Source organism: Nocardia sp. alder85J, assembly GCF_020176955.2.
Classification (GTDB): domain Bacteria; phylum Actinomycetota; class Actinomycetes; order Mycobacteriales; family Mycobacteriaceae; genus Nocardia.
This window is the reverse complement of record NZ_JAIUCZ020000003.1, coordinates 532,362-546,023: the sequence shown is the minus strand read 5'-3', so window position 1 is coordinate 546,023 and position 13,662 is coordinate 532,362. Positions and strand designations below refer to the sequence as shown.

Annotated in this window: 15 protein-coding genes; 11 read left to right on the top strand and 4 right to left on the bottom strand. The window is 69.1% G+C overall.

Annotated elements, in window-relative coordinates:
• Window positions 1-200: 200 nt before the first annotated feature.
• The 4 genes from LBW94_RS13675 to LBW94_RS13660 all read left to right on the top strand — a co-directional run bounded on the left by LBW94_RS13675 (window position 201) and on the right by LBW94_RS13660 (window position 3,977).
• Entirely contained in the window at window positions 201-863 is a 663-nt protein-coding gene (locus LBW94_RS13675; protein WP_225054072.1) for a TetR/AcrR family transcriptional regulator, read from the top strand.
• 11 nt (window positions 864-874) lie between these two features.
• Window positions 875-2,296 (top strand): adenylosuccinate lyase, encoded by a 1,422-nt coding sequence (gene purB, locus LBW94_RS13670; RefSeq protein WP_225054074.1) that lies wholly within the window; start codon window positions 875-877, stop codon window positions 2,294-2,296.
• Between the two features lie 60 nt (window positions 2,297-2,356).
• Window positions 2,357-2,791: an HIT family protein gene (locus LBW94_RS13665; protein WP_225054075.1), complete on the top strand. Its 435-nt coding sequence runs from the start codon at window positions 2,357-2,359 to the stop codon at window positions 2,789-2,791.
• A gap of 211 nt (window positions 2,792-3,002) precedes the next feature.
• Window positions 3,003-3,977 (top strand): alpha/beta hydrolase, encoded by a 975-nt coding sequence (locus LBW94_RS13660; protein WP_225054077.1) that lies wholly within the window; start codon window positions 3,003-3,005, stop codon window positions 3,975-3,977.
• 154 nt (window positions 3,978-4,131) lie between these two features.
• On the opposite strand, the gene LBW94_RS13655 is transcribed toward LBW94_RS13660, so the two are convergent.
• Window positions 4,132-4,347: a DUF397 domain-containing protein gene (locus LBW94_RS13655; protein ID WP_225054078.1), complete on the bottom strand. Its 216-nt coding sequence runs from the start codon at window positions 4,345-4,347 to the stop codon at window positions 4,132-4,134.
• A gap of 159 nt (window positions 4,348-4,506) precedes the next feature.
• On the opposite strand from LBW94_RS13655, the gene LBW94_RS13650 reads away from it, so the two are divergent.
• Together LBW94_RS13650 and LBW94_RS13645 are read left to right on the top strand one after the other, a co-directional pair.
• Entirely contained in the window at window positions 4,507-4,776 is a 270-nt protein-coding gene (locus tag LBW94_RS13650) for a hypothetical protein (protein WP_225054080.1), read from the top strand.
• A gap of 43 nt (window positions 4,777-4,819) precedes the next feature.
• Window positions 4,820-7,036 (top strand): S9 family peptidase, encoded by a 2,217-nt coding sequence (locus LBW94_RS13645; RefSeq protein WP_225054082.1) that lies wholly within the window; start codon window positions 4,820-4,822, stop codon window positions 7,034-7,036.
• A gap of 10 nt (window positions 7,037-7,046) precedes the next feature.
• Here LBW94_RS13645 and LBW94_RS13640 read toward each other — a convergent pair whose 3' ends face one another.
• A complete protein-coding gene (locus LBW94_RS13640; RefSeq protein ID WP_225054083.1) occupies window positions 7,047-7,376 on the bottom strand; it encodes a hypothetical protein in 330 nt (109 codons plus the stop codon).
• A 270-nt stretch (window positions 7,377-7,646) separates the two neighbouring features.
• On the opposite strand from LBW94_RS13640, the gene LBW94_RS13635 reads away from it, so the two are divergent.
• The gene (locus LBW94_RS13635; RefSeq protein ID WP_225054085.1) at window positions 7,647-8,351 is read left to right on the top strand and encodes a DUF2334 domain-containing protein; all 705 of its coding nucleotides are present in this window, start codon (window positions 7,647-7,649) and stop codon (window positions 8,349-8,351) included.
• A gap of 5 nt (window positions 8,352-8,356) precedes the next feature.
• Here LBW94_RS13635 and LBW94_RS13630 read toward each other — a convergent pair whose 3' ends face one another.
• A complete protein-coding gene (locus LBW94_RS13630; protein WP_416276897.1) occupies window positions 8,357-9,751 on the bottom strand; it encodes a glutamate decarboxylase in 1,395 nt (464 codons plus the stop codon).
• A 75-nt stretch (window positions 9,752-9,826) separates the two neighbouring features.
• Here LBW94_RS13630 and LBW94_RS13625 point away from each other — a divergent pair, with 75 nt between their 5' ends.
• Window positions 9,827-11,209: a dipeptidase gene (locus tag LBW94_RS13625; RefSeq protein WP_225054089.1), complete on the top strand. Its 1,383-nt coding sequence runs from the start codon at window positions 9,827-9,829 to the stop codon at window positions 11,207-11,209.
• On the opposite strand, the gene LBW94_RS13620 is transcribed toward LBW94_RS13625, so the two are convergent.
• Window positions 11,185-11,838: an MBL fold metallo-hydrolase gene (locus LBW94_RS13620; RefSeq protein WP_225054090.1), complete on the bottom strand. Its 654-nt coding sequence runs from the start codon at window positions 11,836-11,838 to the stop codon at window positions 11,185-11,187. The genes LBW94_RS13625 and LBW94_RS13620 overlap by 25 nt on opposite strands.
• A 92-nt stretch (window positions 11,839-11,930) precedes the next feature.
• Here LBW94_RS13620 and purS point away from each other — a divergent pair, with 92 nt between their 5' ends.
• The 3 genes from purS to LBW94_RS13605 all read left to right on the top strand — a co-directional run bounded on the left by purS (window position 11,931) and on the right by LBW94_RS13605 (window position 13,649).
• Window positions 11,931-12,167, top strand: coding sequence for a phosphoribosylformylglycinamidine synthase subunit PurS (purS, locus tag LBW94_RS13615; RefSeq protein WP_225054092.1), 237 nt, complete (start codon window positions 11,931-11,933; stop codon window positions 12,165-12,167).
• Window positions 12,164-12,868: a phosphoribosylformylglycinamidine synthase subunit PurQ gene (purQ, locus tag LBW94_RS13610; protein ID WP_225054094.1), complete on the top strand. Its 705-nt coding sequence runs from the start codon at window positions 12,164-12,166 to the stop codon at window positions 12,866-12,868. The genes purS and purQ overlap by 4 nt, the downstream gene beginning before the upstream one ends.
• A gap of 343 nt (window positions 12,869-13,211) precedes the next feature.
• A complete protein-coding gene (locus LBW94_RS13605) occupies window positions 13,212-13,649 on the top strand; it encodes a MarR family winged helix-turn-helix transcriptional regulator (protein ID WP_225054096.1) in 438 nt (145 codons plus the stop codon).
• Window positions 13,650-13,662 lie beyond the last annotated feature (13 nt).

Here is a 13,662-nt window from a genome sequence, read left to right as displayed (position 1 = left end):
TTCCGGGCCCCCTGCGGCCCGCGGATGCGGTAGAAAAAGCATGGTTTGATTTCGCACCGCACCCTCCCCTTTGCCGTCGGCCGGATCACGTTGCCCTCGGCCGGATCGGGTGCGCAAAACAAGAACCGGCAGAAGAAGAACCGACAGCGATCGCACCGATTTGGTACGGATGAACCGATGACGACTGGCACGATGACACGGTGATAACCGCGACGACCCCGAAAGGCGAACGGCGTCGCCAGGCTCTGGTTGCGGCTGCCGCCGAGCTGTTGCTCGAAGGTGGTTTCGATGCTGTCCGGCATCGCTCGGTGGCCACGCGGGCCGATCTCCCCCTGGCGTCGACGACGTACTACTTCGAATCCCTCGAGGATCTGATCGCGCGCGCGGTCGAGTTCAGCGGCAATGCCGAACTCGAGGCGATGCGCCGCCGCATCGGCGAGGTGACCCACCGCCGCCGCGGCGCGGAGGCGACGGTCGACCTGATCCTGGATCTGCTGGTGGGCGCCGAGGGCTACGACGAATTCGCGCGCGGACAGCTGCTCGCCCGCTACGAGCGTTCGGTGGCGTCGGCCCGGCACCCGGAACTGCGCGAGGTCCAGCTACGACTACGCAGCCAGCTCGAGGAGCTGTTGGCCGACGTGCTGCGCCGCTCCGATCGGGTGGTCCGCGGCGAGCAACTGCGGCGGCTGGTGGCGGTGGTCGACGGGGCCGTGGTGGCGGCGTTGACCGAGCCGGATCCGCAGCCGCGGCGCACCGCGCGCGGCGCCCTGCTGGAGTTGATCGACGTGATCGCCCCGGCCACTCCGCAGCAGACCATCCTGCACCCGCATACCTCCGGCAATCGGGTCGGCACCGAACACTAGACTCGTCGGACGTGAGTGTTGTCCCGAACGTCCTCGCCAACCGGTACGCCGGTCCGGAGCTGCGGCACCTGTGGTCGCCGGAGAACAAGATCGTGCTGGAGCGCCGGCTGTGGCTGGAGGTGCTCCGGGCACAGGCCGAACTCGGCGTGGACGTGCCGCCGGGCGTGGTCGACGACTACGAGCGGGTGATCGACCGGGTCGATCTGGCCTCGATCGCCGAGCGGGAGCGGGTCACCCGTCACGACGTGAAGGCGCGCATCGAGGAGTTCAACGCGCTGGCCGGTCACGAGCACATCCACAAGGGCATGACCAGCCGCGACCTCACCGAGAACGTCGAACAGTTGCAGATCCGGCTGTCGCTCGAGCATGTGTACCGGCACGGGGTGGCCGTCGCCGCCCGGCTGGCCGAGCGGGCCGCCGACTACGCGCCGCTGGTCATGGCCGGTCGTTCGCACAATGTGGCCGCGCAGGCCACCACTCTCGGCAAACGCTTCGCCTCCGCCGCGGACGAACTGCTGCTCGCCCTGACCCGTGTGCGGGAACTGATCGACCGCTACCCGCTGCGCGGCATCAAGGGCCCGATGGGCACCGCACAGGACATGCTGGACCTGCTCGACGGCGACGCGGCGAAGTTGTCGCTGCTGGAGCAGCGGGTGGCCCGGCATCTCGGTTTCGCGAGCGTGCTGACCAGCGTCGGCCAGGTGTATCCGCGGTCGCTGGACCACGACGTGCTGTCCGCGCTGGTGCAGGTGGGCGCCGGACCGTCCTCGTTCGCGCACACCATCCGGCTGATGGCCGGGAACGAACTGGTCACCGAGGGTTTCCAGCCCGGTCAGGTGGGTTCGTCCGCGATGCCGCACAAGATGAACACCCGGTCCTGCGAGCGGGTCAACGGCCTGCAGGTGGTGTTGCGCGGGTACGCCTCGATGGCCGCCGAACTGGCCGGTGCGCAGTGGAACGAGGGCGACGTGTTCTGTTCGGTGGTGCGCCGGGTCGCGCTGCCGGACGCGTTCTTCGCCATCGACGGCATGATCGAGACCTTCCTGACGGTGCTCGCCGAATTCGGCGCCTATCCGGCGGTGATCGGGCGCGAACTCGATCGCTACCTGCCCTTCCTGGCGACCACCCGCATCCTGATGGCGGCGGTGCGGGCCGGGGTCGGGCGCGAGGCCGCGCACGAGGTCATCAAGGAGCACGCGGTCGCGGTCGCGCTGGCCATGCGCGAGCTGGGCCGCGAACCGGATCTGCTGGATCGGCTGGCCGCCGACGACCGGCTGCCGCTGACCCGCGCCGAACTGGAGGCCGCGCTGGCCGATCGCTCCGCCTTCGTCGGCGCGGCCGAGGCGCAGGTGGCCGAGGTGGTGGCGCAGGTGCAGAAGCTGGTCGACGCGGATCCGGCGGCCGCGCACTACAGTCCGGCGCCGATCCTGTAGTGCCGCAGCGGTTCCGCCGCGCCGGAGGGTGCGGCGGATCGGGCACGTAGGCTGCTCGCCATGAATCCGTACACGATCTTCGCCGATATCGTCGCCGGCCGCGCTCCCGCGTCGAAGGTGTACGAGGACGACGATGTGCTGGCGTTCATGGATATTCGGCCCGTGACGCCCGGCCATCTGCTGGTGATCCCGAAGGTGCAGGCGCGCAGCCTGGCCGAGCTGGATCCGGAGTTGGGCGGCAAGCTGTTCCGTGTCGGGCAGCAGCTGGCCGCGGCGCTGCGCGCCTCCGAGGTGGGCTGCGACGGCGTGAATTTCTTTCTCGCCGACGGGGTCACGGCCGGGCAGGAGGTGTTCCACGTGCACCTGCACGTGATTCCGCGGACTCCCGGCGACGGCTTCGGTCTGCGGGCGCGGCCCACCCATCCGGTGCGCGCCGATCTGGACTACCTGGCCTCCTCGGTGCGCGGCGCGCTGGACCGGCAGGCGCCGCGGTAGCGCGTTCGCGCGGGTTCGGGACGTAACCCGTTGGTGCGGGCGGGATTTCGGACCATGATGTGTCCGGGAGGTAACCCGTTGGTGCGGGGCCGGATTCGGTCCACGGTGTGCGACGTTCACGCAAGGGGTGCGGCACCGGGAAAGCACTGCCGAAGCCGACCGCTGTGAGCTACGTTGGGACTCACTCGACGTGGGCTGATGGAGGTGGGGCATGCGTTTCAGTGTTGTTGCTGCCGTGTTGCTTTCGGTGGCTGTCACGATCTGGACTCCAGGTGCCGGGCGGTTGCCTCTCGCCGCCGCGGACCCGGTGTCCGCCGCCCGGGTCGTGGCCGTCGAGCAGTTGAGTCCGACCCGGGCCGCCCTGTCGATCGACTCGCCCGCAATGGGCCGGGTCGTTCCGGTCCAGGTGCTGCATCCGCGCGGCGGTGCGGCCCGGCCGACGTATTACCTGCTCGACGGCCTCGACCCGGGCGAGCAGCAGAGCACGTGGACCAACGCCACCGATGCCGAGTCCTTCTTCGCGGACAAAGCCGTGAACGTGGTGCTGCCGATCGGCGGCCAGGCCAGTTACTACACGGATTGGCGCAGCGACGATCCGAAGTTCGGGCACTACCGCTGGGAGACCTTCCTCACCCGCGAGCTACCCCCGCTGATCGATGCCACGTTCGACGGCAATGGTGTCGATGCCATCGGCGGTCTGTCGATGGGTGGGATCGCGGCATTCGTGCTGGCCGTACGCAATCCGGGCAGGTATCACGCCGTGGCCGGGTACAGCGCCTGTCCCGATCTGGGCATGGCCCAGGGCTCGATCGAATTCTCCATCGCCAATCGCGGCGGCAATCCGGCAGCCATGTGGGGCCTGCCCGACGATCCGGCCTGGGCCCAGCACGATCCGGCGCTGCTGGCCGACAATCTCCGCGGCACGACGATCTACCTGTCCACCGGTACCGGCCTCCCCGGCCCGCACGAGACGGAGGTCAAACCGCAACTACCGGAGAACATCGTCTTCGGCGGGCCGATCGAGGCCGGGGTCGACGCCTGCGTGACATCCTTCGAGCAACGTCTGCGCGGGCTGGACATCCCGGCCCGGATCGAACACGATCCGGTCGGCACCCACTCGTGGTCGTACTGGCAGGACACCCTGCACTCGTCCTGGCCCACGGTCGCGGCAGCGATCGGCGCCTAGCCCCACCGGTGCCCGACGTTCGAGGCACTGGGGAGGCGACAGGCCTCGCGAGGTCGTGACGGCAGGGTGATCGCGGCGGCAGGGCGGTCGTGGCGACAGGGTGATCGCGGCACCCGGAGTGATCAGGGCGGCTCGGGTGTCCGGGCCGGACGAATCAGGCTGTGGGCCGGTTGAACTCCCCGTCCTGGGCGCCGGCGACGAAGGCCGTCCACTCGCCCGGGGTGAAGATCAGCGCCGGACCGCCGGGATTCTTCGCATCACGCAGGCCGATATTGCCCGAGGCGAGGAAGGCCACCTCCACGCCGCCGGTACCGCCGCCGCTGCGGTGCCACACGGCGTCGGGTTCGATCTCGCGATTCTTCGCTTCCACGTCTGCTCCTGTGCGTCGGCGTCGTGCCCGAACGATTCGGCTTGCCTCGGTGCGGGATTCGGTGATCTCGAGCGCGATCCACAGTAGTCGTGGCCGAAGTGGTTTATCCGGCAATCGAAGCGGAAACCTCTGTCTCTGTATCGGAACGAGGACGGCGATGTGGTCAGGACGATCCTGATCGCGCATTTCGCCACGAACAGGCACGACAAGGACAGAGCGCCGATGGCACCCGAATACGACACCTGCTCGGTGGTGCCCCTACACCTCACCGTCGAGCTGGCCCACCATATCCTGCACATTCACCGCAGTTGTCCGTCCGAGCAATGCCCGCGCCGCAATGCGGCCCTGTATTTCCTGATGGATGCCCGCCGGGTGGACACCCGCCGGGCCGGTCTGCCGGGTTCGGCCCGGCGTACCGGTCTGGGATAGCCCGGACGTCGCCCGGCGGCGACCCGCGATTACCGTGGACCGCATGGCTCTCGACAGTGGTACCGGAACGGTCCCCAACCCCGGCGACGCGGCGCCGGCCACCGCCGCCGGAGCGGTCCCCCCGGTGGCGAAACGGGTACCCGCCGAGCGGTTGCACCACGGCGACCTGGTCGTCGACGAGTACGAGTGGTTGCGAGACAAGGACAGCGCCGAGGTGATCGCCTACCTCGAGGCCGAGAACGGGTACACCGAGGCGCGCACGGCCCACCTGCAACCGCTGCGGGAGGCCGTCTTCGACGAGATCAAGGCGCGCACCCAGGAGACGGATCTGTCGGTCCCGGCCCGGATGGGCGACTGGTGGTACTACTCGCGCAGTTTCGAGGGCAAGCAGTACGGCGTGCACTGCCGGTGCCCCGTCGTCGATCCGGGCGACTGGACGCCGCCGACGCTGCTGGCGGAGGCCGAGATCCCGGGTGAGCAGGTGCTGCTGGACAGCAATGCGGTGGCCGAGGGGCACGACTTCTTCTCGCTGGGCGCGTTCTCCGTGAGCCACGACGGGAACCTGCTGGCCTTCTCCATCGACACCGTCGGCGACGAGCGTTATCTGCTGCGGTTCAAGGATCTGCGCACCGGCGAGATCCTCGCCGACGAGATCGCGGGTACCGCGCCGGGCGCGACCTGGTCACTGGACGGCTCCCACGTCTTCTATCAGACCGTCGACGAGTCCTGGCGGCCGGACACGGTGTGGCGGCACCGCCTGGGCACGGCGAAGGACAGCGATGTCACCGTCTATCACGAGCCGGACGAACGGTACTGGGTCAGCATCGGCGCCACCCGCTCCGAGAAATATCTGATGATCTGGGTCGGTTCGAAGATCACCAGCGAGGGCTGGGTACTCGAATCCGACGACCCGGAGGGTGAATTCCGGGTACTGCTGCCGCGCCGCGAGGGGGTGGAGTACTCCGCGGAGCACGCCGTGATCGCCGGGCAGGACCGATTCCTGTTCCTGCACAACGATGTCGTCGACGGGGTGAAGGCGGAGAACTTCGTCCTGTCCGAGGCTCCGGTGGACGCGCCGGGGGAACAGACCATCCTCGTCTCGCATCGCGACGATGTGCGGCTGGAGGACATCGACTGCTTCGCCGACCATCTGGTGCTGTCCTACCGTCGCGAGGCGCTGCCGCGGGTCGCGGTGTGGCCGTTGACCGACGACACCTCCGGTGCGCCCGGCGCCGGCTACGGCACGGTGCAGGAGCTGGAATTCGGCCTGGAGCTGTTCTCCGCCGGGGTGGGCTCGAATCCGGAATGGGCACAGCCGACCCTGCGGATCGGGCTGACCTCGTTCATCACTCCGATGCAGGTGTTCGACTACGTACCCGCCACCGGTGAGCTGATCCTGCGCAAGGAACAGCAGGTGCTCGGCGGCTACGACCCGAACGACTATGAGCAGCACCGGGATTGGGCGGTGGCCGAGGACGGCACCCGGATCCCGATCTCGATCGTGCGCCGCCGGCCCGGCGCGGGACCCGCCGTGGCCGCCGGACCCGCCCCCACGCTGCTCTACGGCTACGGCTCGTACGAGTCGAGTATCGACCCGGGATTCTCGGTGTCGCGGTTGTCGCTGCTGGATCGCGGCGTGGTGTTCGCGGTCGCGCACGTCCGCGGCGGCGGTGAGATGGGCCGGCTCTGGTACGAACACGGCAAGACGCTGACGAAGAAGAACACCTTCACCGATTTCGTCGCGTGCGCCCGGCACCTGATCGACACCGGCGCCACCGCCCCGGACCGGCTGGTGGCCGACGGCGGCAGTGCGGGCGGGCTGTTGATGGGGGCGGTCGCCAACCTGGCGCCGGAACTGTTCGCGGGCATCCTGGCCAGCGTGCCGTTCGTCGACCCGCTCACCTCGATCCTGGATCCGTCGCTGCCGCTGACGGTCATCGAGTGGGACGAGTGGGGCAATCCGCTGGCGGACCCCGAGGTGTACTTCTACATGAAGTCGTACTCGCCGTACGAGAACGTCTCGGCGCAGCGCTATCCCGCGATGCTGGCGGTCACCAGCCTCAACGACACCCGGGTGCTGTACGTCGAACCGGCCAAGTGGGTGGCCCGGCTGCGCGCCACCGCGACCGGCGATTCCCTGCTGCTGTTGAAGACGGAGATGAGCGCCGGTCACGGCGGCGTCAGCGGCCGTTACGAGAAATGGAAGGAAGTCGCGTTCGAATACGCGTGGGTGCTGGACGTGGTGGGGCGCGGCGCCTGACGGCGCCGGGTCAGTTCTGCGCCGGCTGCGGCTTGGCGAACCCACACGCCTTGATCAGGTCGACCAGGTCGCTGTGCTGCTGTGCCTGGAAGAAGCTGTAGCCGGGCACCTTGGCCGCCATCTGCGTGTCGTACGCGGTGGCGATCTGCTCCGGGTCGGCGTCGGGCTGCTGCGCGCGCGCCCAGTCGACGATCTGACCGGTGGTGTCGCACATCTGATCCGGGGACTGGGACTGGCCCGGCATGATGTTGGCCGGCGGCGGCGCGATCTGGGCATTCGCCACGACCGGGACGGCCATCAGGAACGGGAGAGCGAGGGCGGAAACAATTGCGGCTTTCACGCGGCGCAGTCTAGTAACCGTTGCGTTGTCGTGTACATGCTGCATCAATCCGGAAACGGCGCGTCCGCATCCGCGTGTCAGCGTCCGCGCCGATATCGTTCGGTTATCCGGTGAGTGATATCACACTCCTGTCGTGCTGATTCTCTCCGAACGGGCCACGAATCGAACCCTGATCGGCGGTGCCGGCGGCTCACGATTCGGTAGCTCGAATTCGTCGGCACGTCACCGGAGCAGCACGTCACGGACATCTGCCGCCCACACAGTGGAAACATGAGCGGCTCGCAGTTGATCGTTTCGGTTTCCGGTATTCGTGACACCACGCGGGCGGCCGCCATGTCGTTCGCCACGGAAATGGACCGGCGCGGAGTGCCGCTGTCGCTGCTGGTGGCTCCCCGGCTGAAGGGCAAGTACCGGCTCGTCGACGATCGGCACACCCAGGAGTGGCTGCGGGCCCGCCGCGCCGTCGGCGACGCCGTCGTCCTGCACGGCTACGACCAGGCGGCCACCAGGAGCCGTCGCGCCGAATTCGCCGCACTGCCCCGGCACGAGGCGCGGTTGCGGCTGATGGCCGCCGACCGCGTGCTGGAGCAGGTGGGGTTGCGCACCCGGCTGTTCGCCGCGCCGCGCTGGAACGCCTCCGAGGGTGCGCTGGCGGCGCTGCCCGAGGTCGGATTCCGGCTGGCCCTGACCCTCACCTCGATCCACGATCTGGAGCGGCAGACGGTGCAGCGGGCCTGGGTGCACGGCATCGGCGAGGGTTTCCGCGCCGAGCCGTGGTGGTGCCACGCCCTGGTGATGAGCGCGGTGCGGACCGCCCGCCGCGGCGGCACGCTCCGGCTGGCCGTCTCCGCGGCCCAGCTGAACCGCTCGGGGCCGCGGCAGGCGATGCTCGACGCGGTCGATCTGGCCCTGTTCCACAGCGCCACTCCCGACGTCTACCGCTGGGAGCGCTTCGAAACCGCCCAGGCCGCCTGATCCGCTCAGGACGATCGCGCGGTCGCGGTGTGGGTGAACCCTCCGGCCTCCTTCCGGGTCAGCGAGGATTCCAGCGGATGCCGGTGCAGGTGTTCGATGCTGCGCTTCAGGTCCGCCAGCAGCAGGTCGGCCATGTCGAAGGTGAAACCGTGCCGGATCACCGCGCGCATGATGGTCTCGTCCTGACGGTTCGCCGGTAGCGGATAGGCGGCGATCAGCCAGCCCCGGCTGCGCAGCCGGTCCGACAGGTCGTACAGGTTGTAGTCGGCCGGCCCGGTCAGCCGCCACGAGGCGGCGGTGATGCCGCGCAACGGATCGCCGTCGTGGATCAGCTCGAACGGCCCGGCCTGCTCGACCCCCTGGGCGAGATGCCGCGCGACGTGATGGTGCGCCTCCTGCACGGCGGTGTACCCGATCCGGCCCAGCCGGATGAACTCGTAGTACTGGGTGACGGCCTGTCCGCCGGGCCGGGAGAAGTTCAGGTTGAAGGTGGCCATGCTGCCGCCGAGGTAGTCGACGTCGAAGATCAGCTCCTCGGGCAGGTCGGCGGCCTCGCGCCAGATCGCCCAGCCCGAGCCCAGCGGCGCCAGGCCGGTCTTGTGCCCGGAGGCGTTGATCGACTTGACCCGCGGCAGCCGGAAGTCCCAGATCAGTTCCGGCGCGGTGAACGGCGCCAGGAATCCGCCGCTGGCCGCGTCGACGTGCAGCGGGATGTCCAGCCCGGTGTCGCGGTGCAGCTCGTCGAGCGCCGCGGCCATGCCCGCCACGTCCTCGAAGAGCCCGGTGAAGGTCTGGCCGAGCGTCGCGACCACCAGGATCGTGTTCGAATCACAGTGTGCCGCAATGTCGTCCGGGTGCAGGGTGTACCGGTCGGCGCGCAACGGGATCTGCCGGATCTCGACGTCGAAATAGCGCGCGAACTTCTCCCAGCAGACCTGTACCGGACCACAGACGAAATTCGGCACCCCCTTGGCAGCGGCGTACGGGCCGTCGGTGCGCGCCCGCCATCGGAATTTCGCCGCCAGCCCGCCCAGCATGGCGGCCTCGCTGGAACCGGTGGTGGAGGTGCCCAGGGTGCCGCTGGGATCGGGGGAGTGCCACAGGTCGGCGATCATCCGCACGCAGCGCTGCTCCAGCTCCGCGGTCTGCGGGTACTCGTCCTTGTCGACGATGTTCTTGTCCGTGGTCTCGAACATGAGCCGCCGCGCCTGATCGTCGAGCCAGGTGGTGCAGAAGGTCGCCAGGTTCATCCGCGAGACGCCGTCGAGCAGCAGCTCGTCGTGCACGATCTGATACGCGGCCTGGGCCGGGATCGATCGGTGCGGGAACCGATCCTTGGGCGCGCCGTGGGACAGCGCCGGCAGGGTGAACAGATCCTCGGAGTCGTCGCTCACGGTTATCGGGCCTCTCACTGGACGGCAGGTCGATCGGGCGCTTCTCATCATGCCCGCCTTGGACGGGTAGAAAGGACAACCATGACCGACGATTCCCGTACCGCCGCATTGCGAGCCCGTGTCGGGGCGCTCATGCCGCGGGCGAAAGCCGATCTGGCCGAACTGGTCTCGTTCCGTTCCGTCGCCGATCCCCGGCAGTTCCCGGCTGCGGAGTGCCGCCGTGCCGCGCAGTGGGTGTGCGATGCCTTCCGCGCGGAAGGGCTGACCGACGCCGGGCTGTACGAGACCCCCGACGGCAGTGCGGCGGTGGTGGCCCGCCACCCGGCGCCGCCGGGAGCGCCGACGGTGCTGCTGTACTGCCATTACGACGTGCAGCCGCCGCTGGACGAGGCCGCCTGGCAGACCCCGGTCTGGGAGTTGCACGAGCGCGGCGGCCGCTGGTACGGCCGCGGCGCGGCGGACTGCAAGGGCAATCTGGTGGCCCACCTGATCGCCCTGCGTGCACTGCGGGAAGCGTTGGGCGGCAACGACTTCCCGGTCGGAATCACTGTGGTGTCGGAGGGTTCGGAGGAACAGGGCACCGGCGGGCTGGAGCAGTTCGTGCCCCGTAATGCCGATCTGCTGCGCGCCGACGCGCTGGTGATCGCCGACGCCGGTAATTTCGCCGTCGGGGTGCCGACCTTCACCCAGACCCTGCGCGGCACCGTGAACGTGCTGGTCACCATCGAAACCCTGTCGGGCCCTCTGCATTCCGGCATGTTCGGCGGCGCCGCCCCGGATGCGGTGAGCGCGCTGATCCGGCTGCTGGCGACGCTGCACGACGAGCGCGGCAACACCACCGTCGACGGCCTGCCCGGCGGCCAGATCTGGGAAGGGGTGCAGTATCCGCCCGCGCAGTTCCGCGCCGATGCCGGCGTGCTCGCGGAGGTGGAGTTGTTCGGCGACGGGACGATCGCCGACATGCTGTGGGCACGACCGGCATTGACGGTGCTCGGCATCGACGTCCCGCCGGTGGTCGGTTCGGCTGCGGCCCTGCAACCGCGCGCCCGCGCTCGGCTGAACCTGCGGATCCCGCCCGGTCTCGATCCGGATCGGGCGCTGCGGGCGCTGACCGCGCATCTGGAAGCGCACACGCCCTGGCGGGCGCGGCTCACGGTGGAGACCGAGGCCGTCGGGGCGCCGTTCCGCTCGGGCACCGGCGGCCCGGCCCGCGCCGCCATGGAGGCCGCCCTGGCCACCGCGTACGGCCGTCCGGCCACCACCCAGGGGCAGGGCGGCTCGATCCCGCTGTGCAACGTCTTCGCGGAGACCTATCCGGACGCGGAGATCATGCTGATCGGCGTCGAGGAGCCGGCCTGCCTGATCCACGCCCCGAACGAGAGCGTGGACCCGGCCGAGATCGAGCGCATCGCGCTGGCCGAGGCGCTGTTCCTCGATACCTACGCGGTGGCGAACTCGGTCTGATCCTCGGGCTCGATCACGACGAAATCGCTGTCGGCGGGCCGCATCTCGGACAGCCGTCCGAAGTAGATGCCCTGCGCCTGCGGGCTGATGATGCCGTAGTGGATGGGCAGCGCCGTGCGCGGATGCACCGCGCGCAGGTAGTCGACGGCCTCGCTGATCTTCATCCAGGGCGCGACCGCGGGCAGCGCGAGCACCCCGACCGGGGTCGGCGGCACCCAGAGGCTGTCGCCGGGATGCACGAACCGTGACGGATCCGCGGGGGTGCCGAGCTGGAAGACGGTGTTGTCGATCACCGGGATCTCCGGGTGGATGACGGCGTGCCGGCCGCCGCCCCCGGTGATCTGCACCTCGCCCACGGTGAGCACGTCACCGGCGTGCACCGCCTCCCACGGCTCGCCGCGCAGCGCGGCGGTCTGCGGGTCGCAGAGCAGGCGCGCACCGGGATTGGCCTCGATCAGCGCCTCGATCCGGTTGGCGTCGATGTGGTCGGGGTGCTGGTGGGTGACCGCGATGGCGTCCAGCCCGGTGATGCCCTCGAATCCGTGTGAGAAGTTGCCCGGATCGAAGAGGATCCTCATGCCGTCGAGCTCGACGAGAACACAGGAATGTCCGAAGTGTGCGACTCGCATACGGCCAACGTACAAGGCCCACCCGCGCCGTGCGGCGCGGAACTCGCCGACTACGCTGTGGCGGTATTCCCCCACCAGCTGAGGAGCAACGCGTGGCACGAGTCGTGGTCGAGGTGATGCCGAAGGCCGAGATCCTGGATCCGCAGGGTCAGGCCATCGTCGGCGCGCTCGGGCGTCTGGGTTTTCCGGGTGTCGCGGACGTCCGGCAGGGCAAGCGATTCGAACTCGATATCGATGACAGCGTCGACGACGCGGAGCTCGAGAAGATCGCCGAGGCGCTGCTGGCCAACACGGTGATCGAGGACTGGAAAGTGGTGCGGCTGCCGTGACCACCGACGCGCGCACGGGTGCCACCGGCAACGCTCGCATCGGTGTCATCACCTTCCCCGGCACCCTCGACGATGTCGATGCGGCCCGCGCGGTGCGGCTGGGTGGCGCCGAGGCCGTGGCCCTGTGGCACGGCGATGCCGATCTGCGCGGCGTCGACGCGGTGGTCGTGCCGGGTGGTTTCTCCTACGGCGACTATCTGCGGGCCGGCGCCATCGCCCGGTTCGCCCCCGTGATGGGCAAGGTGGTCGAGGCCGCCGCCAAGGGCCTGCCGGTGCTGGGCATCTGCAACGGTTTCCAGGTGCTGTGCGAGGCCGGGCTGCTGCCGGGCGCGCTGACCCGCAATCAGGGCCTGCACTTCATCTGCCGCGACGAGTGGCTGCGGGTGGAGCGCACCGACACCGCCTGGACGTCGCGGTACGAGCCGGGCGCGCAGATCCTCATCCCGGTCAAGAACGCGGAGGGCCGTTTCCAGGCCTCGCAGCGAGTGCTCGACGAGCTGGAGGGGGAGGGCCGGGTGGTCTTCCGCTACGCCGACAACCCGAACGGCTCGCAGCGCGACATCGCCGGGATCAGTTCGGCCGACGGCCGGATCGTCGGCCTCATGCCGCATCCGGAGCACGCCACCGAGCCGCTCACCGGCCCGAGCGACGACGGACTGGGCCTGTTCCTGTCGGTCGTCGACACTCTCGTCTCCGCCTGAGCGCATCAGCACCGCGTAGCGCATTCCGACCCGCCGGACCGGCTCCCGAACTACCGGGAACCGGTCCGCAAACATGTCTTCCCGGCCCGCGAACAACCCGCTTCACCCCGCGAACACCACATGTGCCACGAGGTGATCGCGCGGCCCGTGCGACCGGAGATCACGGGCAAACAGTGCACGTGCGTGTTGCTGGCAAACTCTGCAATTGCATCCGCTCACGACATCGACGTAATTCGCCATCGGCCACAGAACAGGGAACGCATTATCTCGTTCGGGCCCTCACTGCGCGGAAACATTCGGTACCCTCTGTCTCGTCCTGGCGGAAATCGATGGGCGGAAATCGATGTCGACCATTGTGAGCGGATTTTCTACGCTGCACGGGGCGTTGCGTGCCGCGGAACGTTGCTGGCTGCGCCACCTCGATGCGGCACTGTGTGCCCGGCAACTATCTGCGGATCAGTGGGCGATGTTGTCCAATTTGTCCGACGACAGCGGCATCACCATGACCGATCTGGCCGCGCGCGCCCAGTTGCCGCCCTCCTCGGCCACCAGACATGCCGATGCGCTCGCCGATCGGGGTCTGATCTTCCGGATCGCCGCCGCGGAGGACCGCCGGCGCATCCTGATCGGCCTCAGCGATCTCGGTGTGGCGCTGGTGCACTCGGTGCGCGCCGAGGAGTCGCGGGTGGAGGAGGAATTGCGGAAACGGATCGGCGCCGAACGGCATGCCGACCTGTTGCACCTGCTGGAACTGGTCGTCGAGGCGCCGGCCGTCGGTTGATCCGCCGATATGC